This is a genomic window from Solibacillus ferritrahens (assembly GCF_037027585.1).
Lineage (GTDB): Bacteria > Bacillota > Bacilli > Bacillales_A > Planococcaceae > Solibacillus > Solibacillus ferritrahens.
Map to the genome: position 1 here is coordinate 1 of NZ_JAXCLE010000026.1, position 22635 is coordinate 22635.

13 protein-coding genes are annotated in these 22635 nt (G+C 35.1%); 10 read left to right on the forward strand and 3 right to left on the reverse strand.

Annotated elements, in window-relative coordinates; all coding sequences use genetic code 11:
• Nucleotides 1-225: 225 nt before the first annotated feature.
• From SNE38_RS17465 to SNE38_RS17475, 3 genes are all read left to right on the forward strand, one after another.
• Entirely contained in the window at nucleotides 226-1137 is a 912-nt protein-coding gene (locus SNE38_RS17465; protein WP_191705529.1) for an Rgg/GadR/MutR family transcriptional regulator, read from the forward strand.
• A 167-nt stretch (nucleotides 1138-1304) separates the two neighbouring features.
• Nucleotides 1305-2150 carry a hypothetical protein gene (locus SNE38_RS17470; RefSeq protein ID WP_191705528.1) on the forward strand — a complete coding sequence of 282 codons (846 nt, stop codon included), beginning with the start codon at nucleotides 1305-1307 and terminating at the stop codon, nucleotides 2148-2150.
• Nucleotides 2151-2246: 96 nt separating this feature from the next.
• Nucleotides 2247-3284, forward strand: a complete 1038-nt coding sequence (locus SNE38_RS17475; protein ID WP_336047000.1) for a hypothetical protein — start codon at nucleotides 2247-2249, stop codon at nucleotides 3282-3284.
• Nucleotides 3285-3368: 84 nt separating this feature from the next.
• Here SNE38_RS17475 and SNE38_RS17480 read toward each other — a convergent pair whose 3' ends face one another.
• The 3 genes from SNE38_RS17480 to SNE38_RS17490 form a co-directional block, all read right to left on the reverse strand.
• On the reverse strand, nucleotides 3369-4847 hold the full coding sequence (locus SNE38_RS17480) for an S-layer homology domain-containing protein (protein WP_191705526.1): 1479 nt from the start codon (nucleotides 4845-4847) through the stop codon (nucleotides 3369-3371).
• A gap of 113 nt (nucleotides 4848-4960) precedes the next feature.
• Nucleotides 4961-6373 carry an efflux RND transporter periplasmic adaptor subunit gene (locus SNE38_RS17485; RefSeq protein ID WP_336047002.1) on the reverse strand — a complete coding sequence of 471 codons (1413 nt, stop codon included), beginning with the start codon at nucleotides 6371-6373 and terminating at the stop codon, nucleotides 4961-4963.
• The gene (locus tag SNE38_RS17490) at nucleotides 6373-7053 is read right to left on the reverse strand and encodes an amino acid transporter (RefSeq protein WP_336047004.1); all 681 of its coding nucleotides are present in this window, start codon (nucleotides 7051-7053) and stop codon (nucleotides 6373-6375) included. Before SNE38_RS17490 ends, SNE38_RS17485 begins: the two co-directional genes overlap by 1 nt.
• Nucleotides 7054-7319: 266 nt before the next feature.
• Here SNE38_RS17490 and SNE38_RS17495 point away from each other — a divergent pair, with 266 nt between their 5' ends.
• From SNE38_RS17495 to SNE38_RS17525, 7 genes are all read left to right on the forward strand, one after another.
• A complete protein-coding gene (locus tag SNE38_RS17495) occupies nucleotides 7320-9164 on the forward strand; it encodes an SH3 domain-containing protein (RefSeq protein WP_191705523.1) in 1845 nt (614 codons plus the stop codon).
• Nucleotides 9165-9550: 386 nt separating this feature from the next.
• On the forward strand, nucleotides 9551-12259 hold the full coding sequence (locus tag SNE38_RS17500; RefSeq protein ID WP_191702083.1) for an S-layer homology domain-containing protein: 2709 nt from the start codon (nucleotides 9551-9553) through the stop codon (nucleotides 12257-12259).
• Nucleotides 12260-12376: 117 nt separating this feature from the next.
• Entirely contained in the window at nucleotides 12377-12625 is a 249-nt protein-coding gene (locus tag SNE38_RS17505) for a hypothetical protein (RefSeq protein WP_191702084.1), read from the forward strand.
• Between the two features lie 34 nt (nucleotides 12626-12659).
• The gene (locus SNE38_RS17510) at nucleotides 12660-15434 is read left to right on the forward strand and encodes an S-layer homology domain-containing protein (protein ID WP_336047008.1); all 2775 of its coding nucleotides are present in this window, start codon (nucleotides 12660-12662) and stop codon (nucleotides 15432-15434) included.
• A gap of 177 nt (nucleotides 15435-15611) precedes the next feature.
• Nucleotides 15612-18524 carry an S-layer homology domain-containing protein gene (locus SNE38_RS17515; RefSeq protein WP_336047009.1) on the forward strand — a complete coding sequence of 971 codons (2913 nt, stop codon included), beginning with the start codon at nucleotides 15612-15614 and terminating at the stop codon, nucleotides 18522-18524.
• Between the two features lie 102 nt (nucleotides 18525-18626).
• Nucleotides 18627-19289, forward strand: a complete 663-nt coding sequence (locus SNE38_RS17520; RefSeq protein WP_336047010.1) for an S-layer homology domain-containing protein — start codon at nucleotides 18627-18629, stop codon at nucleotides 19287-19289.
• A 394-nt stretch (nucleotides 19290-19683) separates the two neighbouring features.
• On the forward strand, nucleotides 19684-22245 hold the full coding sequence (locus tag SNE38_RS17525; RefSeq protein WP_191702088.1) for an S-layer homology domain-containing protein: 2562 nt from the start codon (nucleotides 19684-19686) through the stop codon (nucleotides 22243-22245).
• Nucleotides 22246-22635 lie beyond the last annotated feature (390 nt).

The following is a 22635-nucleotide window of genomic DNA, read 5'->3' on the forward strand; positions in this document are numbered from 1 at the left end:
CGGCATTTCACATTAAGTGAAATGCCGCTTTTCTAGTACTTAATGAGGATTGTACAGCCTTGGAATTATCAGAAACAATCACAAATTTATTGATTATACGATTCATATTATGTTCTACATATCCTTTCAAATATATTTACAATCAGTGTGTTTAATAATTTTAAAAATATTAAATCATAATGTTATAATGAAATGTAAATTTGTGGGAAAGGGGTGTAGAAAGAGATGGAAATCAATAGTATCGGCAAGACAATTAAACAATTAAGACTAGATAAAAAAATTTCTTCTCAATCACTATATACGGGACTTTTATCCCGTCAGGCCCGCAGTAATTTTGAAAAAGGTGATAGCGATACAACAGTAAGTAAGTTTTTCATCTTATTGGATCGTTTAAATATTTCACTAGATGAATTTTATGTAATTCATACACAAAAAGAAAGTGTTGAATTTCATTTGTTTACCGATATCGCTTCTGTATATTACAAAAAAGATATCGAAGGATTAATATTGTTAATTAATAAATTAAGCAAAGAGTATGAGAAAACAAATAATATCAAGTATTACCATTATAAAATTATGGTGGAAAATATGCTGCGTATACTAAAAAACGAATCCCCATCCAAAGATTTCGAACAATTAAGTAATTATTTATTAAATTGTGATTCATGGGGATATTATGAAATTATGTTATTTTCCAATTCAATTAATTACTTCTCACAAGATTTAATCGATATTGTGTTTAAACGTAGTAAAAGCATAATTACGAACTTCCGTATATTAAGAAGATATCGCAATGAATACGCAATGCTTCTTTTGAATATTATTAATAAAAATATACTAGAATCTAATTTTCCGGTGGCTGAAAAATATTTCTTAGAGTATGAGGATATGGCCGAAGTGTTGCAAAACGATATGTACTACCAAACGATGCGTATATATTTTCGTGAAGTTCTTGAAGTAACTACGAATAAAAAGCAGTCTACGGAAGATTTAGAAAAGGTTATAACATATTTAGGATATTTCAATATGGGTAATAAACAAAAACAATGTATTGCACTTTTAGAACAATTAAATTTTCATGTTGAAAAAAAGACGGACAGAAACTTAGAGATTGCCTTTCATATAACAAAAAAATAGCTCTTAAAAAGTAGTATTTATATCCATTAACATGGGTGTGAGATGCTACTTTTTTTATGAATTATAAAAAAGTCAATTATAGTGGACATTTAATATAAATAGGTAAAAAGATGCTAATATAATGCAATGGCGCAAATTAAATACTATAAATATAAGGGAGGATTGTTATGAATTTAGATTTAAAATCGTTAATCCAAGAATTTTCAAGAACAGAAATAACGACACTATGGATGCATCATCGAATAGAAGATAAATACTATAATATCTTCTCTATTGTAGAACTTTGCCCAATTGAGCAGCAATACTCACTTCCGATTGAATCAAGAAGAAAATATGGGGAAAGAGTACCTTTTGTATATATTAAGCTTGATCAACATCGAACACTTTATCTATGTAGAGAATTTAGAAAAACCCCAGAAGAGGGGTTGAATTATTTTCTTAATCCTAAAATATCACAAAGAGCTCTAAGTAATGCAATGGATAATGTAACGATAAATTCAATTGAAAAAGTAAAACCTATTTTAACAAAAGTCACACTATTTCCAAGTATGCCTTTGGAATATATATTACCGAAAAGATCTGTTGCATTTCGGATATGTGCCTCTTTTGATGACAAACAAATGATATTAAATCAATTAAATGAGCAAGACATTTTTAAGGTGGATACTTTAACTAAGAAATACCTTGGTTTTGATTTATCTACTTATAAAGAGTACATCGGTGCAATGATATTGGCGCTACCAAATCCTTACTTGAGGATGGTAAAAATAATAGGGGTTCCAAAAGAAGCCTCAATTATTGCCTCATTTTACGAAAGAATTGGTAAAAGTATTATAGGTGGGGAGATTGAAATTTCAGATATTCGAATTTCTGGTCAAGGATTTCAAATAAAAAGGAAGATACTAAAAAATAAAATGCTTATTAAATTACCATACATAGTAAAAGGGGTAAACGTGAAATTATTTGATACGTATAAGCATTTAATTTATGAGGACAAAATAAAATTATTTTAAATTATTATAAAACAGAAATGATGAAGGTGAAAAATTCCAAGATAAAGATTTGTTACCGTTCATTTGATAAAGACTATTTTTCCTTGGAGGATTTAAATGATTTCAGAAGACTGGAAATTACTTGATGTTTACGGCCAATTAAAAATAAATAAGCAAAGTAAAGAAGAAATAAAACTTCTCGCAACAGAATTAGTCTATTATTATTTTGAGACTGAGGATGAAATTAATATTAAGCAATTATTAGAAGAGTTATCTGTTATAAATAATGAATTAATAACAGAAGTTGTACAAATCACGCTATGCAATATTCAAATAGACGCCCTTCCTCAACAGGAAAATTATGCAAATATAAGGAAGGCGTGTGTAGGGCACCTTTCAAACCATTTAAATGATTCGATTAATTTTTTTATTAGTAAACAAACACATACTGCTCTTTTAGCGGGAATGCTGCTGCACTTTGAGGTACATGATTCTAAAAATAGTGAGAAGATTTGGGAAGCATACTTAACAGTTATCGAGAACAATGAAATCTTTTGGTCTTATAATCTTCAAAAGGATTTAGATGATTATCAATTTTTATGGCTTTCAGCAGGAATATTAGCGCAACAGGATAAACCATTGGAAAGTTTTAAACTCGCAGTGAATCGGATAAATCACATTTCAGAGGGATGGGGAATAGCAGATCATGCATCAAATAAAAAGTATAAACAAATAATCCATTTATATATGGTTGGGGCTATGGCTTCTGAATGGTTAGTAGCTAAGGAGAGAAATGATGAGGCTGCCCAGCTTTATAATTATGTATTTCATAAAACAACCAGTTACTTGAGAAATTCAATTCCATATGAAAAGGATATTATTAATCCATTAATAATTGAACTATGGTCAAGATTACCACGAATAAAGCCAGCAGATTATCTTGATATAGCCCTCTATACAATTCCTTTATATGATGAATATAAACATATTCTTTTAGCATTAACTGAATTGTATTATCACTCTAACAACAAAATCGATATAAAGTTATTAATGCGTGAAATTCATGAAGAGTTTTTTCCGTTAGAGAAAATAATGTATGCTCATGATGAAAATATATTAAATTGGTATGAGCAATTTGACTGGTGGTTGGAATAATTCCCTCGGTATTGAAACAGAATATGACCGTTTAAAACAATGAAACACATTTCGCCTTAAAAGCGAAATGTGTTTTTCTGTTATCTAATAAAAATTAATTGTAAAATAAGGTGCTTTCTGACTACTATACTCTAATCCTACAATGGCATGGTTGAAGCGCGATTGTAGGAGGTTGTCACGATGTCCTTTACTATTCATAAAGCCTTCATGTGCATAAATTACATTATAGTGACCATAGGAAATATTTTCACCCCATGTTCTAAGCTCTGCTTTGCTCATCCCACCGCTGATCATGCGGTCATAAGGAGATGCACCTGAAAGACTCGTATGAGAGAAATAGTTGTTATCAATCATATCTTTACTATGCTTTCGAGCGATGGCAGCCCATTGAGGTGAATGTGTTAATGGTTGAACACCTTCAGCAGCACGTGCTTGGTTCATGAGTTCGACCATTAATTGCTCGGAATGTTTTTGTGTATCCGAAATATTTCCATAGAAGCCATCCTTTTTCACTTCGTAATCTTTGTGTACATATAAAATCGAACGAATCACATTCTTTTTATGCAAATCGTAGAAAAATGTAACGTAATAATCATCAATCAAATAGAAATTATATTCCTCGGACGATGCGGTATTATAGTTAACGTTTCCACGGCGAACTGATGCATTTTTCGTTCCGTACTTCGCCTTTACCTGTGCAGCAGTAGCGGTACCAATTTTAAAATTTTGGGCACCGAAAAAGCTTTTTCCCTCTTTAGTCATATAGCGTGCCACTATTTTATTGTTATCAACACCTTCTAACTCGAACTCTAAATTTTTGCCGGTCTGTTTCCAGGCAAAGTCATATTCGCTATTGTAAGTTGTTGTAGCAGTATCTGGTTTTTCAGCAGCTGGTGGGGGAGGCGTGTTTCCTCCTACTTGTCCAGTATTTTTATAGTTTAGTGTACGATATAAAAAAGTAGCCATTTGCGCACTAGTTACATTATTATTCGGTAAAAAACGATTGGACTCATCGCCTGTTGTAATCCCGTGACTTGCCAAAATATTAACATAATCATAATACCAGCTTGATTTTGAAACATCTCTAAAGCTATGAGTATCTTTTGCTTTTAATTTGAAGCTTTCTACTAAAATTTTAGAAAGATGTGAGCGTTTGACAGCCTGATCCGGATTGAAGTTACCGTACTCATCTCCATCAAAAATACCAGCTTCATATGCCCAAATAATCTCCTTTGAGAAAGTAGTTGAATTTCTCAAATCTTTTAACTGACTATTATAAGAGCGTACTTTCGGAATAGATAAACTTGAATCATTTGACAATATTGTATGAAGAATTTTAGATGCTTCTGCTCGAGAAACCGGTCGGCTGAAATTAAATTGATTGCCGGATTTATAGTCATAAACGTTTAGATTATTTAAATATTGAATAGCTTCTGTGTGGGAATTACGGCTATTATCTACATCATAAAATGTTTTTTTGGCCGAAGCATCATCGCTAGCTATGAATAACGCAGAAGCGAAGAATGTGGCAGCAAGGAAAGTTTTTGTCATTCTTTTTTTCATCCGTTTCTACTCCTTTTTATTTCGGATTATCTTAGTGAATGCGCTTTTGAAAAAGAGCGGGAGAATCAGTGTTATTTCTGACTTTACCCGCGCATTTTATTCTCAAACACCAGTTATTTCATTAAATACCATAAAGTTTCCCTCCATGTGACATCTACATAGTCCCAGTCAAATGTCTGTAATGGATATGGTCTGAATGTTGGAGCTAATAGGTTTTTTTCATCTCCATCTATAAAAATCTGAGTTGTGGCAATAGGTGCTGTGAAGACGGCTGTATCTTCCAAATCACGCTTAGAAGGTTTCTCTTCTTTTTCATCTGGATTTTTTAGTTGAACCGTCTGAATACGAGGTTCAGCTGGTATTTTCGTCTCTTCAGCATTTTCTTCAACCGATTCTTCATACATAAATTCCGTTTGCTTGATCTCTGCTTTATGCTTAAAGGCAACATTGACAGGCTCTAGTTTAGTTTTTCCATCGTCCCCAACTGCATAAATCAGATTTTCTTCATTGCCCTCCTTATATTGGACAAGCCAATGATCCCTTACTTGGAAACTATCATTTGCTTCTACTGTTGTAATTTTAGCTTTAGCTAGAGTTCCGATTGGCTTTTCCAACAACATATCTGTAGGTTCAATACTTACTTCATAAACCGTTTCATCACGATTGATTTTTTTCTTTTTTAATATTTCATTAAAGGCAATGGAATTACGTGCCGGAATTTGCTGCTTTTCCAATACATTGCCCTCAACACTATATTCATCTTTTTCACCAAATGAAATTGTAGCAGATTGACCTATTTCTATTTCCTGCCAGTCTTTATATGTTACATAGGCTACAACTTTCTTTTCTTGTGACTGAATTTTAAAAGTAATGGAATCGCCTTCGAGTACAATCTCTTTGACAACACCGTCAACTGGAGAGGTAAGAGAGTTATTACTGCTTAATTGTGAAATCATACTATCCAATATACTTAGCTGGCGTTCGGTTTCTGCAATGGAGCGCTGGATAATCGCGATGCCTTCTGCAGTTGGTGTATTTTGCTCAATGCCAAGCTCCAGCGTTAGATTAATATTCCAGTTTTCATTATCCCCTAGTGTTGTTGAATCTGTTGCAGTACTTGGCGTTGAACTACTGCCTTCATACTGTAAATCGGAAACAATCCTTTCTAATTCAGCTAATTCATTTGCATAGGCTTCCCGGTCAGTTTGCAGGCGTGTTACTTCACGTTCGGCTTCTTCCGGCTTATAAATTGCTAGTTCGCTCAGGGCGCTAATGCTTTGCCCTTCTGCAACAAGCACTTCGTTAATGGACTGCACAGGCGCTGCAATGAAATGCTCATACTTAGAAGATACTACTGCATCGGTTTCAAAAACTTTTTCATGATTTTCTGCTACTGCAAATTGCACATTATTAATATAGTATTTCTTTAAAATAATATCGTTGTCCTTTAATAGTAAATAGCCGTTCACCACTACAAAGAACATGGCGAGTATACTAAAGAACTTTACTTTTTTTGTAATAAGCATTATTGACCAAGCCACCCTTCAATCCAAGTTAAGACAGGAAGAATGCTAGATAATGCGACAAGCAAGGCAACAATAACTTGAATCAATATTAATTTTATAAGTAAAGCTTTTGGACGCTCGACCCAATTAGATAAAAATATGTATTGAATCCATACTGTAATAATTGTTGCTATTGTTAATTGGTTTAGAAAAAATAATAAATAGTCTTGATAATACACGTATGCCATCATCGGAGCCAATGAGAACAATGTAAATGGTGTAGAAAAACCAGCAATTGCAAAAACGATGATTGTCAGTGTTTTCTCAAGGACTATGAAAAGTAACGCATAAAGCTGAATCTTTTGAATCCAGCGATAAGGAATTTTTGTGAGTAAGTAAATTACATATGTAATGACGTAATAATGGAAAACAAAAAATAAAATGCCTGCTAAAATAGATCCGATTAAAGACATCATACGGGCAAAACTATATAAATGCCCTTCACCATTTACAAGTAACGCGGTTAAATCGGCTGTATTCATCCCCCAAAGGTTACGTGCAATAAAAAAAAGTAACGTAAAGCCAAAAATTGCCCAAACACTTTTTAAATACCCTTTAAGATGATGGCTTTCGCTACTTTCAAGGTTATGTATTAATTGCGAGGGGTGAGAAAGCTGCTGCCAAAATTTGAATTCGTACATAAATTCACCTCAATAATTTTTATAACATATGATAAGTACCCCAATTTAAAGGGATTTACACATATATTTACAGTCTAATAGATGACTAAATCAATTATAAGTCTTTTAAGTTAAGAAAATGAATTAATATGTGTATTTTGAAAATATATACCAAGAATAAAAAACTTCCCAAACTTACAAATAAACATAAATTATCCACATTTATTAACTTTATTTTTGCTAAAATTATGTGGTAAGGATATTAAAGGAATGAGTGGTAAATTTTAATGAAAAAGAGCTTTATGCTATTTATTATAGTTTTATTCGGTGTGATCGGGTTTGCAGGTGATGTATTTGCAGAGGAAGTGTATGCTATTATTTCTGCTGAGCAAGGGTCCAACATGACAGCTACAGCAAATCCGGACGGCATGAAAGTTGCGGTATTGAAGCAGGGAGCTCGAGTGAAGCTAATACGCCAAGAGGATAGCTGGTCGAAAGTTGAATATAATGGTCGACTTGGCTGGGTTCGTAATGAATCTATTAAACCATTTGCAGAAGACTTACTCCCCGTGTATTCGATATATTATAAATTGCTCGAGGAGACAGAGCATCTCGTTTATGCATTAGTGAATGATTTCACGCAAGATGGTATAGAAGATTTATATATCATTGTTGATGCGGATCCTACAAAAGGACAATATATTGAAAAGATATATAGTGGCGATACAGTCATATATCAAAAAAACTTAAAACATGGTTTAACCGTGTTAAAAGATACGACAGATTATTATTTATTCCATCATACACAGACAAATTCCGAAAAGAAATTTACATTATCCGAATTAAATGATCAGGCAAAAACGGATTATTATGAAGTAAGTGATGGGGAAGATTCCTATGAAATAGTAGCCAATACATATTTGAACAACTATTTTATCGTGCAATCAAGTAATGGAAAACTTTCAGAACTTACCTTTACACATGAACAAGTAACTTCAAAAAATTACTACGGCGGAGAAAAAAAGAATGAGTATGATGAAACGGTTTATTTAGAAAAATTTAGTTTATCAAATGGTGGTAAAACAAAGGAAGTTTCAGAAAAAGAGTATGAAGAACTTTTTGCGAAGTACGAAAGGGCCAAGGGTGCAAAGGTAATCTACAGTGATGATTATAAATCAGCATCGCTTTCGGATAAGTTTTCGTTTGATTTAAATCGTGCCAAAAATGAGTTGTTGAATTTAGCATCAAATGTTAGCTCAGTGAAAAAGGCCGAAATGCTACCCGGAGAAATGGAAAAACTGAAAATAAAGCTTGCCCAATCAGTTTTCCTTGAAATGCCTTACGAAAAAGCAGTTTCCCGTAATGCATATACAATGGTGAAGAATGTAGAACAGGGAGTGCAGCGTGGTTTGCCAGGCTATGAATTAAGCGCGCTAACTACAGATAGCGCATATTCTCCACAGGAAAATATGCAATATATTGATCGTTTGCAAATCGAGAATGTAATTCGAGATTTTTATGGCACCACAATTAATGCGGAGGAATTCAATGCATTGGCTTCTGCTGAAGATAGATTTTTTAATGAGACAATGTACCAATTTCCTTTAGAGGGTGATGAGGTAGTAGATGACACTTATATTTACCGCCAGTTATTAAGTGTTGAGCAGTTGGGAAATGGCTATGATGCACTTGGTTTTGCAGATTATCAAATGCCTTTAGATGTAGCAGTAACAGAAGCAAACGAAAATGCATTAATTGCAGGTAAACAATTGCAGAAAGGTTATGTCGTGTTCAAACGCCTTCCATTTAAATCCGAAATGAAATGGGTATATATCGATACTATTTCAAGTTTAGACTTAATGGATATGAAAAAGTATCAAGTTTATGAAAATACATTACCACTTTTGCAAAGCTTAATCGCAGAGGAACAAATTGTAGAGGGAACTGAGCTGGATAAAAAAGAAGAACCGCTCATTGCCACAGCTGCCACTGGGGAAGAAAGTTTAGGGATGGAAGTGGAAGAGAAAGCTGCATCGTGGAGCTTAATAGTAATTGTGTTAGCTTTAGTATTTAGTTTATTTGGTGGGGCATATTTATTTTACAATAAGAAAATAAAAGTTAATAAAGTTTAGTGAATATCAAAGCTGTCTCTAATTTTATAGAGACAGCTTTTTTGTGATTCAAATTCTCAATAATAAAGTAAGGAGGGACTAATTTTCCCAATTAACCCCTTTAAAGGAAATCAAAAAAATGACATAATTATATAAATTGAATATTTTATATAATTATACTAAGAAACTAATTATTACCACAAGAAATAATTAATGGTAAATAATATTACTCGCAAGTTATAAATATTAGACCTTGTTTTTCCAATGTTTATTAGGAATTGTTGATATTTAGTAAAATAGCATTGACATAAAAAAAACTTACTAATATACTTAAAATTGTTATCGTAATATACGAGACAACATTTTTAAAATGATAAAAAATTGTTTTTATTGGAGGAAATCATTCTATGGCTAACCAACCAAAGAAATATACAAAATTCGTAGCAGCTGCTGCTACAGCTACTCTAGTAGCATCTGCAATCGTTCCTGTAGCTTCTGCTGCATCATTCAAGGACGTTGCTGACACTAACTCACATGCTGTAAACATTGAAGCATTAGTTGAAGCAGGTATCATTAAAGGATTTGAAGATGGCACATTCAAGCCAGGTCAAGAATTAACTCGTGGCCATGTTGTTAAAATGTTAGGTAAATGGGTAGAAAATCAAGGTATTGAAATCCCAGCTGACTTCGCTACTAAAGCTCGTTTCACTGACGTAGCTGTAGATGCTAAAGACCAAGAATTAGTAAAGTATGCTGCATTAGTAGCTGATACTGGCGTATTCAACGGTTCTAACGGTGCATTAAATGCTTCAGGCAAAATCACTCGTGAAAACATGGCTTTAGTTTTAGACCGTGCTTTCAAAGCAATCAACGACACTACTTTAGTAGAATTAGCTACTAAAATCGAAGACGTTAAAGTTGCTGACTTAGCTACTGCTAAAGCAGAAGCTCGTGAAGCAATCCAAGCTTTACGTGACTTAGGTATTTCTGTAGTTGAAAACTTCAACCCAAAAAACACTGTAACTCGCGGTCAATTCGCTTCATTCTTAAACAAAACAATCAACACTTCTGTTGAGTTAACTGTTAAAGAAGTAGTAGCTGTAGATACAAAAACTTTAAATGTAACTTTATCTGATGATTCTACTCATGTAGTAACTTTAGAAAAAGCTTTAGAAGCTAACGAAGCAACTGAAGTAACTTTCACTATTGACGGTAAAGAATATACTGCTACAGTAACATTCAAAGTTGAAGCTCCAAAAGTAATGTCAGTTAACATTGTTGACGGCGTAACTGTAGAAGTTAAATTCAGCGAAGCAGTATTAAAAACTGATATTAACAACAAAGTATCGATCCAAGGTACAACTTTAGATACAGCTTCTTTATCTGAAGATGGCAAAACTTTAACATTAAACTCAGATTCAGCAATCAACGTTAAAGATGCTGCTGTAGTAGTTGAACCAATCCGTACTGCTAAAGATCGTTTAGTAAAAACTGCTAAATTCGTTTCTGTAGTAACTTACAAAGATGAAGTTGCTCCATCAATCGTTTCAGTTAAAGCTGTAACAAAAGGTAAAGCTACTGAAACTGTAGTAGTTACTTTATCTGAAAAAGCAACAATCGGTTCTGCAAAAATTAATGGTACAAATGTAGCTGCTGATAAAATTAAAGTAGAAGGTAAAACTGTTACTTTAGAAGGCGTTACTGTTGAAGCTGGTAAAGCTCACACTGTTGAATTATTTAATGTAGTAGATACTGCTGGTAACAAATCAGTTAAAGCTTCAAAAGCATTTGAAGTAACTGTAGATACTGTAGCACCAACAGCAACAATTGAAGCTGCTGGCGACAACGCTATTTTAGTAACTTTCGACAAAGCAATGAACGTTGATTCTGTAAAAGCTGCATTAGTTAACGGTATTGTTAAAGATGAATTACTAGGTGCTGTAACAAGTGATACTGCAACAGTTGTAGAAAAATCTGACAACAAACAATTCTTAGTAGAATTAAAAGACAACGCAGTTTTTGCTAACAAAGACTCTCGTACATTCACTGTAGTATTAGGTGGTACAATGACTGATGCTTTAGGCAACAAGTTTGCTGCTACTACAAAATCTGTAACATTAACAAAAGACGCTGTTAAACCAGTTGCTACTGGCTATGACATCATTGTTGATGAAAACGGTAAAGTAGAAGAAATCGTTGTAGAATTCAACGAAGCATTAGCTGCTAAATCTGCTATTAACTTCGGTACAATCGCAACTGTTGTTAACGCTGAAGGTAAAGTAGATTCTACATTAGACACTTTAACTGGTTCAGTTGAAAAGGGTTCTAAGAAAGTATCATTCAAGTTTGCTGCTCCAGTATTAGTTGAAGGTAAATTAGCTGTAACATTCAACAAAGATTTAGTAACAGACTTAGCATTAGCTGCTAACAAATCAGAAGCATTCAATATGACATTTGACTTCGGTACTGCTAAAACTTCAACTGAATTTAAAATGGCTGCAGGTGCATTTGATACAACTTCTGCTGACACAATTAAAGTTACTTTCCCAGAAGCAGTTAAAGGTGGCGCAGTAGCAGGTTCTGCAACTGATTTAGCTAACTACACATTAGACGGTAAAGCATTAACTGGTGCTACTATTACTATCTCTGCTGACAATAAAGTAGCGACAATCAAATTAGCTGAAGGTACAATTACTGCTGATAACAACACAGCTGTTATGAAAGTATCTAATGTTCAAAACTTAGCAGGTACAAAAACTGTTAAAGCTTATGAGGAAACAATTGCTGTACAAGATACTAAAGCTCCAGAATTAACTTCTGCAGTAATTATCGATAACCAAACAATTGAATTAACTTATAATGAAGCAGTTCAATTTGGCGGTACTTTCGCTTCTGACTTCTCATTAATCGTTGATGGTGAAGCTTCAACTGTAGCATTATCTAATGCTGCTGTAGTAGCAGGCAAAGACAACACATTACGTGTAACTCTTTCTGCTCCAGTAAACTTCTCATTAGTAGATACTGTAGCTGTAAAAGTTATCGGTAACGCATCTGTTACAGATAAAGGCGCACGCGCTAACGCTCAAAAATTAAACATCGAAGTAAAAGCTAAGTAATATTAGCAGTTTCGATTTTCGGCTCCCTCTATTTTTAATAGAGGGAGCTTTTTTTATGTGAGAAAATTTGTAAAATATAGTATAATTCTATACAATATTTACTATGGAGGGATTAGTATGCATTTTTTTAGTCAATTGAAAATAAATGGGCTGTTACTGGAAGTTCAAGGTTATTTTCAAACAAAAATGAATGTGCTAGAAATTCATTGTAAAGAAGTAATATCACTGTTTAAAAATTGGAAATATGAAGAAGTCGTTGTGGTAGAGTTTGCTTTAATCGACAAAGATCGAACTGTTTATTTGGACAATTCAAATCTAGTAATAAGTGAAGTTAGTCATAATCAAATAAAGTTACTACATATATAAAACTATAAACTAAATTAAATTGGAGGAGTTACATATGAAAAAAAATACTAGATTTCTAGCATCTGCAACAGCTGTTGTACTAGCATCCACTGCAATTGTTCCAGTAGCTAGTGCAGCTTCATTTACAGATATTAAAGGCAGTGGACATGAAAATGCGATTACCTCATTGGCAGAACAAGGGATTATTGGTGGTTATCCGGATGGGACATTCAAGCCGAATCAAAATCTAACACGCTCGGATGTTGTGAAGCTTTTAGGTAAATATTTGGTATCTTTAGGACATAAGGTTCCAACTGATTATAAAACGAAAATGCGTTTTACCGATTTAACAGCAAATTCTCAGGATGAATTGCTGCAATATGCTGCATTAGTAAAGGATGTAGGTGTATTCCAGGGTAGTAATGGTGCGCTTATGCATCGTGATCAATTGCGTCGTGACCAAATGGCGACTGTTTTAGTGCGTGCTTTTAAAGTTATTAATGAATATGACTATGTAAAACCAATGATTGATTCAGAATATAGATCAAATATTAGTGATTTAACACGTACATCAGATGAGCATCAGGAATCGATTAAAACGCTTGCTTATCATGGTGTGACGAAACAATCAACGTTTAATCCGAAAGATCCAACAAAGCGCGGGCAATTTGCTTCCTTCCTATATAATATGTTGTTAGTGGAAGTACCTCAGCCAGAGCCGGAAAAGCCTGTATTAACGATTAAGACAGTAGAAGTGCAGGCAGCCGATAAGCTGCGTGTTGTATTATCGGATGATAAAGCTTATATTGTAACGTTAAAAACACCATTAGTAGAAAATATTGAAACTGAAGTAACATTTGAAGTTGGGGAACAAAGCTTTACAGCAAAAGTGAAATTTGAGGTACCTGATTTAAAAATATCTTCTGTTACAAATCCGAATGGCGGGCAAATCGCGATAGCGTTTAATCAGCCGGTGAAGCTGGATGCGGAGTTAAATACAGCGGCTATTAATAAGCTTGTTGCAGTAACAGGCGTTGACCGACTTGGACAAGTTCAATTATTAAAAGGACAGTTAAGTGAAGACAAACGTACATTAACTGTGACAATTAATGCGACGACAGGGCTTGAAGGTCGCTATCGTGTAGTAGTGGATGGGATAGAGTCTGCAACAGCGAAAAAGCTGAGTAAATATGATGATATTGCGACGTTTGTAGCGGATAAAACAGCTCCTGCAGTATTAAAAGTAGAAAATGTAGCTGCTACTAAGGTAAAAGTAATTTTTACAGAGCCGGTTACAAATCCGATTGGTATTACACAATTTAAATTAGCAGATGGTTCGGTTGTTTCCGGAATTCAGGGAACAATTGAAAAAAATGCAACGGAAGTTATTTATGATTTATCTGCAGCTACAGCTCGTGGCCAGCTGTTGGCGCCTGGTACTTCAATTACGGTTACATTTGGAACAATTGTTGATATTGCGAATAATTTGTCGTCGCCAAACCCTTTAACAACGTACATTACAAAAGGGGATAAAGACGGTGTTGTACCAAATTTAGTGAATGTTACACAACTTGGAGCGAAAAAGTTTAAGTTAACATTCTCAGAGGAAGTTCGCACAATCGTACCAGCAGATATTTCAATTGCCCAGAATACTTACTCACCAGGGATTTCAAGTATCGTTTTAGATAAAGAAGATCCGAAATCATTTATTGTAACGACGAATGGTTCTTTAAATGGCTATACGACAATTTCGACTACACCTGGACGTAACATTACAGATTTATCTGGTGAAGTGAACGTATTTTCAACAGCATATAATTTTGTAGCGGATACGACTGTACCTTCTATTGTAAGTACAAATGTAGTAAAAGATAAAGGGATTGAATATTTGGAGTTTGTATTTGACCGAAATGTAGAGACAGCGGCTTTCGCTCAAGTCAATCTAACAGGCAGCTATATTTTGAATGGCTATACGTATCCGCTCGCAGCGCCTTTAGTAGGACAGCTGGAAAAATCAACTACTAATGATAAAGTTGTCCGTGTACGTTTAAGTACGCTAACAGGAGTTACAACAAATGCAGGCTACACATATTCGGTAGGCGCTACATTTACAGGTGTGATGAGTGAGTATGGGCAGGCGGTAAACCCTGCATACCAAGTGAACTTTACGCGAGGCGCGGACTTTGCACAAACAGAAGAAAAACTTTCTTTATTAAGTGTTGAAACTGCGTATAATGCAAGACAGGGATCAAGTATTGACAATAAAACTATTGTCCTTACATTTTCTACACATGTGGATGGTGTATCAGCTTCAAACCTTCAAAACTATGCGTTAGATGGGGTAACGATTCAGCGAGCAATCGTCAATCACAATGAGCCGTATAAAGTGTATTTAACACTTAAAGAAGGCGATATTATTTATGACCGTGGGACAAATTTAACTGTTAGTAACTTACGGGCTTTAAATTCTATTGTGGCGATGGATCCGCAAACAGTACTTGTTTATTTAAAAGAAAATATCGCACCTCAATATTTAAATACGAATGTTTCTGGCTTTGATACAATTACACTGACATTTAATGAAGCAGTGAAAAATGCATTAAACAATTCGTTTGAAGTGAAAGTAAATGGAACTGTAGCTCCAATAGCGCAAGTGTATATGACAGGACAGTCAAGCAATCAGGTTTCCATACGTCTAGCGCAGGCCTTAACAGCAAATCAAACAGTAGAAGTTACGCAAACTGCAACATCAACAATTAGTGATCTGTCGAATAATAAACTAATTCTCTCACCAGTAAAGTTTACGGTTCCTCAAAATATAAACTTCTAAAATTTGGAGCATATCTATTTCAATAGATATGCTCTTTTTCCTACCATATAATACTTTCGGATTAACTTATTTAAAAATAGTTTATTTTCTAACAATTAGTGGAATCGCATACTTTGTAAGCGTTTTATGAAATTAACAGTAATTTTACTGTGTTAGAATACTAGGAGGTTAATTACTATGAAGAATAAGTACAAGAAATTTGTAGCATCAGCCGCAACGGCCACTTTAGTTGCCTCAGCAATTGTTCCCGCAGTAAGTGCAGCAAGTTTTTCCGATACAGCAGGAAATACTCATGAATTAGCCATTGAATCCCTTGTCAGTCAAGGAATTATTTCAGGATATCCAGACGGGTCATTTAAGCCTAATCGTACATTAACTAGATCAGATGTAGTGAAATTATTAGGGAAATACTTAGTATCGCAAGGGTATAAGGTACCTACGGATTATAAAACAAATATGCGTTTTACCGATTTACGCAGCACATCACAGGATGAACTCTTACAGTATGCTGCATTAGTAAAAGATAATGGTGTGTTCAATGGAAGTAACGGTAATTTACTGCCAAACGACTCTATTACACGTGAAAATATGGCCGTTGTTTTAGTGCGTGCCTATACGAATATTAATGGTTTTGACTATGTAGGTCATGTACAAAAGCAAAATTTCAAAGAGGATGTTGTCGATTATAATGCGGCAAAAGCAGAGGCTCGTTCAGCGATTAGAGTTTTGGATTACTATAATGTGACGGGTGTACCAAACTTTAATCCAAAAGGCTCCACTACGCGTGGACAATTTTCTTCATTCTTATTTAAATTACTGCAGGTGGAAGCACCAGGAGCAAATTTCAAAGCGGTTGAAGTAGTAGATGCCTCGACATTAAGAGTTACACTAGAAGATGATACTGTTCATACAGTGAAATTGGATACGGCTCTAGAGGAAGGAAAGGAGACATCCGTTACTTTTGATATTGGAGGAAAAAAATATACAGCCACTGTAACTTACAAAGCAAACCTTACAGTAAAAACTGCTGAAGTGACAGGTGCCAACACATTAAAAGTAACATTAAGTGACAATTCCGAGCATAACGTTACGCTAGAAAATAACCTCCCTGAAAATGAGGAAACAACAGTCTCGTTTAAAATTGATGGAAAAGATTATACTGCAAAAGTAACATATAACGTGACAGAAGTGAAAGTAGCTTCAGCCAAAGCGCTAAATGGCGGTCAGGTTGAAATAAAATTTAATCAAAGAGTAAATCTTCCGGCAAACTTAACACAAGCACAAATAGCGAACTACATTACTATAACAGGTGTCGATAATTCAACTCCGATATCATTTACACAGGGCCAATTAAGTGAGGATGGCAGGACCTTAACGATTTCAACAAATGGCATAGCAGCATTATCGGGTCGCTATGTCGTAAAAGTAAAAGATGTGAAAAATTCAGCAGGTACATCGGTTACACCGTATGATCAAATAATCAACTTCGGAACAGATACGGTTGCACCTACATTGTTAAGCACGGTCAATAGAGATGCAAAAACGGTTCGGGTCACATTCTCGGAACCACTACGTTCATTTAGTAACAGCAGTATTACATTTAGACTGGCTAACGGAACGAATGTAACGGGTATTATGGGAGAGATTGGAACAGGAAACTGGTATGCAGATTTTGATTTATCAAATGCAACTGCTAACGGTCAACCATTAGCGGCTAACACTCCGATTACTGTAACATTTGCAGGTTTGCGTGATATTGCAGGAAACTTTAGTTCACCAAATCCATTAACAACAAGCTTTACAATGGGTGGTGCAGATGGTGTAAAGCCGACACTTACAAGCATTTCACAAACAGGACCAAGAACGTTCAAGCTGACATTTTCTGAGCGTATACAAAAGCCGGCAATTGCAGATTTAGAATTACGCTTAGGTACTTCAGTTAATCCGATTACTGCTATTGAAGAAGTGTCGGGTGACAATCGTTCATTTATGATTACTGCGACAAATGATTTGAATGGTGTATACAATATTGGAACAGCTCCTGGAAGAACAATTACGGATATCTCAGGAGAAACGAATACATTTGCCAATACACATTCCTTTACAATTGATAATGCTGCACCGGAAGTAACAGCTACCACGGTTACTCGGGATGGAAATTTTGAATATCTGGATATAACACTGACTAAGGATGTGAGTTTAGTTGCAGCATCACGTGTAACTGCTTCAGGTAACTACGTAAAAGGTGGCGTTACACATACATTCAACGGAACAGCAACAAACCTTGCATATAGGGACAATAATAATCGTTCAGTATTGCGTGTAAAGTTAGATGATTTATTAGGGACAGGCGATGTAGATAATGCTACTTATAATGTGACGTTATCCTTTACAGAATTAAAAAGTGCGTACGGGGTCAATGTTGGAAATAAAGCTGTATCCTTCCAACGTACTACGGATTACGCAAACAATAATAATGTACTTGAAACACCAGACGTCGCAACATCAACGTCTGATCCGTCATTAACAAACGATCAAGTAAGGTTAGTGTTTAATCACGAGCTTGATGCGACAACTGCAGCTGTAGCAAGCAATTATTCTATTCCAAATGCGAGAGTAACACATGCTCAAGTATCAAGCGGGGCATTAAATACGGTCACTTTAACATTAGCGCCTAATGAGACAACAGCAACAGGTCCACGTAATTTACTTATTACAGGTGGTGTCAAAGCAAAGGATTCTATCGCAACACAACAAAACTTAACAGCAGAAGTGAACTTAAAAGAAAATATTCGCCCAGTGTTAAATGCGGCAACATTCCGATCTGCCAATGAAATTGAGCTGACATTTAGCGAAAATGTAAGTGGGCTTGGTACCGATTCATTTGTAATTGGAAACGCTGCGGGAACACCACTCTCCATTGCATCAGTGCTTTCATCAACAACAGGCAATAAAGTTACAGTCACGCTCACAGATCCCCTTACAGCAGGTGAGACTGTATTTATTAAAAAGGGTGCAGGTATAGAGGCAGTAAAGGATGAAGCGGGCAATCCGTTAGTGGATACTTTTAATTTACAAATATCTTTATAAAGACTGTCTATATTTAGTAGTAATGAGTATTACAAATATACATTTGCAGGAAAATGTATTGTATAATTGCGCTAATGTCTTAATGGAAAGGAATTAATTGTAATGAAAAAACTTTTGTATACTTCCTTTATTATTTTAGCGCTCTTCGTTACTGCAATGTTGCCGGTAAATGATTTATCTGTAGAAGCGGCGGCTGTAAATCCCTTTACTGATGTAAAAGATTCAAACTCGCATGCGAAAGCTATTTTATCATTATATAATGATGGGATTATTACAGGTACGTCGACTACTACCTATGAACCTGGAAAATCAGCAACTCGTGGAGAAGCGGCTTTGTTTCTGGCAAATGCACTGGGGTTACAAGAAAATACCGAAAAGAATGGAACGTTTAAAGATGTCCCTTCATCCAGCATATATTATCAAGCCGTGACTGCATTAACAAAAGCTGGGATTGTTAATGGATATGGCGATGAATTTAGGCCAAATGCGACATTAACACGTGCCCAGCTATCTAAGATGTTAACAATTGGTTTTGAACTGCATCAATCAACTCAGACAAAAACGAAATTTACGGATGTCAACAAATTGACTGATGGAGCGACAAAACAATATATTCAAACTTTAGTAGATTACGGGATTACAAAAGGCACGACAGCAACAACTTTTAGCCCGAATATGAAACTGACGCGCGGTCAATTGGCAACATTTTTATTTAATGCTATCAATGTTGCATCAGATGAATTAACTGTAATCAGTGTTGAATAGATTTTGAAAAATACACTTGAGAGAAAATAGACTCAAGTGTATTTTATATTTTGGAAAACATTATTTAGGGTAGAGGGAATTAGAAACTCTGCGCGAAAGGTAGAAGTTATGTTTGTAAATGGAACTTTTATGGATAAAAGGAGAAACAAAATTAGTGGAAAGTAGAACCAATATTCCTTAAGTAGAATTCCCCCCGGAAATTAGTCCCGCATGGTTCAAACTAAGAAAATCATAGAAATCGATTCAACTATTACCATCGCACTATATTAGCCTTCATGCTACACTTAAAATGAAATATTACTATTCTATTAAAAGTTGTATTTTTCAATGAAATAAGAGGAAAAATTCGGTATAATTTATAACGTTATTGAAAAAAAGGAGGGAATTCGTTCTAATGTCAAAAATAAAATCAGCACTGTTAGCCTCGCTGTTATTTTTTTCTACTGCATTACCAGGTGCAACCTTTGCAAACGTAGAAGGAACAGCCGAAGCTGAAAATCCAACAGTACAAATTCCACAAACTACTACAAATCAAACGACAAGTTCCGTTGAAAATACTGTAGAGCAACCGGGAACAGTGACGGCTGAAAAAGATCCAACATCAAATTCCGGTGAAGTACAGGCTGAACCATCGAACAGTACAGCACCGGCTCAGCCAGAAGCAACACCTGAAAAAACAGAAATAACGGAAGAAGAGCAGGGTACTTCCGAAGATACTGAATTAACACCAGAGGCAGAGCAAGACAATACAACAGAACAACCTGTTAAAGAACAACAAACAGGCTCTCATTTAACGGTTAAGCAAAAACTTGCAGATGTCCCGAATAGCTTTTGGGCAAAAAATGAAGTAATGCAACTTGTTGAAATGGGTGTTATCGGCGGTTATCCAGATGCAGAGTTCCGACCGAACTTAAATATAAACCGTGGTCAGGCTGCGAACCTTTTTAAAGGCGCACTAAAGCTTCCTGACGCAAAATATCAAAATAAGTTTTCGGATGTTAGTAATAAATCGAGTTTTTTGCAAGGGGTATTCTCTACATATAATGCAGGAATTTTCGGTGGTAAACCAGATGGTCGCTTCGGTGTATCGGATGCGTTAACACGTGAACAGATGGCCACTACTTTAGTAAGGGCATTTGACTTAAAAGATACTGGAACAACTCTAACATTCAAAGACTGGAACAAAATTAGTGAATCACATCGTGAAAATGTAAAAATCCTTGCCCAACATGGTATTACTACAGGCCGTGAAGACGGTTCATTCGATCCGAAGGCAACTGTAAACCGCGTGACATTTTCTGTTATGCTTCACCGCGCACTAGTTGCAACAAATAAAATAACTAAAAATGAATATACAGTACAAGCTGCTGATGTTTCAAAGAACTTTAAAATCAACCGTACAGAAATGAATTTTGTGCAAGTAACTTCTGATACAAATCCTCTATATCTACGTTCAACAGCACCGATTGCGTTTAAAGGCACAACGACTGAAACATACGGTGTTGCAAAAGATACGATTTATAATTATGCTGTCGGCAATCAAGGAGCGACTGTGAAGGTAACAGTACGTGCGCTGGAAAACGGGGATGACTTTGTATTTACAACATTAACAAACAAAGGGACTTCAAAGTTAACAGTAGACTTGTTCCATAAAGCGTCGAATGTAACCAATTATCGATTATATCGATATGATCGTTTCCCGATTGAAAAGAATATAAATGATGTATTTGGTTATGATTCATCATCGTACCCAACAGGTTTATTACGTATTATGTCGAATGAAAAGCTCGCAACAGATCGTATGGTTGGACAAGCTTATCGTTCAAAGCAATTGACACAAAGCTATAAAGATACAGGCGGCACGAGCTATATGCGTGATCTGCAATCAGAGTATGAGGCATACTCACACGCGTTGCTAGGTGAAGAGTTATTTAACTTCTATACATTAGTATCAAACGGAAATGACATTGTTGATACGTGGTATATGGATTCAAATGAGCGATTATTTAAAACAGATGAAAATATGAATGGCTGGATGCTTGAAACAGCCCTAAACTATAAAAAGCGTAATAGCTGGTATACTGCAGAAGGCCCGTTCAATAAAATGGCTACAACAACAGAGCCAATGCCAAAATCATATCAAGGTTTTGGACGTAATCTATTACTAGTAAAAGAGGATCGAGCGCTCGTATTATTTAAAGAGCAAGGCGATCGTTATTTTGCAAACGTAGTGAAAAACTCGTTCATTAGCTTAGATAAATTTAAAGGCGATGCACCTTATTGGAAAACAGAAGTAACAAGTACGTATTTGAAAAATTTATACGATATAACGGCACCATTTATCGATACTCGCTTCAATGAGCAAATTGCGTTATTCTATTATAATTCTGGTGCAGAGTTTAATATTCCTAACTATAAAGAACCGTTACGCAATTACGCTGACCTTTTAGCATCTCGTAAAGCAGCAGGTCATGTAATAAATATTGCTAATGATGCTTATTATATTTCGGATTACTTCCCGGTTAATCAGCAAGTAACAACACATGCTTCCATGAACCATTTACTTGGTGGAATGAATATTTTACTATTAGCTTATCAGGAATTCCAAGATGTAAAATATTTAGAAGCTGCAACAGCAGTTAGCCGTGCTTTACAAATCGAGAAAAATAAATGGATCCGTGCAAACGGTGATATTTGGTATCGGGTAAATGCAAAAGGCGAATTTGCAGGTGACGATTATCAGCATTTAACACTTGAGGATTTAATTAACTCGTACAAATATTGGAAAGATGTGGATCCTTCACAATTACCATTATTTGAAGAAATGATTATTTCAAAAGCTAATTATTTATCGGTTAACCGATACGGCTATACGATGAAAATCAAAAATGGTCTTGAAGAAATTGGCATGTCTGATTATTTACCAGAAGGCCAATTATATACAGACGCATTATAAAGAAGGATCACCTATTCTTAATTGAATAGGTGATTTTTTTGTTTATAAGTGCTTATCTGCTTTAAATTGGCGATTATGTTCTAGAAGGTGACGAATAAAATTTTAAATTGTCGATTAAATGTTAAATTGTCGAATATAGCATGTGGAGTGGCGATTAAGGAGATCAGATTGACTAATATGTAAGTAAAGTTGACTATTAAGTGACATCCATTGGCGAATAAAGCAAATTAAGTGTCGAATATAATATCATCCTCATAATTCGGTACCGAAAGTCCCTTCTCTTAACCCCTATTTCCAGCTATATTAACTAAAAAAATGTGAAAATTTGCCGATAGTTAAACTAGGATTATGAACAAGTATCGGAGAAATACCTGAGAAGGAAGGGATTAC

Bases quoted from the DNA above. Each gene is read 5' to 3' on its own strand.
- SNE38_RS17525 (WP_191702088.1), top strand. From the start codon at position 19,684: ATGTCAAAAATAAAATCAGCACTGTTAGCCTCGCTGTTATTTTTTTCT.
- SNE38_RS17500 (WP_191702083.1), top strand. From the start codon at position 9,551: ATGGCTAACCAACCAAAGAAATATACAAAATTCGTAGCAGCTGCTGCT.
- SNE38_RS17510 (WP_336047008.1), top strand. From the start codon at position 12,660: ATGAAAAAAAATACTAGATTTCTAGCATCTGCAACAGCTGTTGTACTA.
- SNE38_RS17505 (WP_191702084.1), top strand. From the start codon at position 12,377: ATGCATTTTTTTAGTCAATTGAAAATAAATGGGCTGTTACTGGAAGTT.
- SNE38_RS17480 (WP_191705526.1), bottom strand. From the start codon at position 4,847: ATGAAAAAAAGAATGACAAAAACTTTCCTTGCTGCCACATTCTTCGCT.
- SNE38_RS17520 (WP_336047010.1), top strand. From the start codon at position 18,627: ATGAAAAAACTTTTGTATACTTCCTTTATTATTTTAGCGCTCTTCGTT.
- SNE38_RS17495 (WP_191705523.1), top strand. From the start codon at position 7,320: ATGAAAAAGAGCTTTATGCTATTTATTATAGTTTTATTCGGTGTGATC.
- SNE38_RS17515 (WP_336047009.1), top strand. From the start codon at position 15,612: ATGAAGAATAAGTACAAGAAATTTGTAGCATCAGCCGCAACGGCCACT.
- SNE38_RS17475 (WP_336047000.1), top strand. From the start codon at position 2,247: ATGATTTCAGAAGACTGGAAATTACTTGATGTTTACGGCCAATTAAAA.
- SNE38_RS17465 (WP_191705529.1), top strand. From the start codon at position 226: ATGGAAATCAATAGTATCGGCAAGACAATTAAACAATTAAGACTAGAT.
- SNE38_RS17470 (WP_191705528.1), top strand. From the start codon at position 1,305: ATGAATTTAGATTTAAAATCGTTAATCCAAGAATTTTCAAGAACAGAA.
- SNE38_RS17485 (WP_336047002.1), bottom strand. From the start codon at position 6,373: ATGCTTATTACAAAAAAAGTAAAGTTCTTTAGTATACTCGCCATGTTC.
- SNE38_RS17490 (WP_336047004.1), bottom strand. From the start codon at position 7,053: ATGTACGAATTCAAATTTTGGCAGCAGCTTTCTCACCCCTCGCAATTA.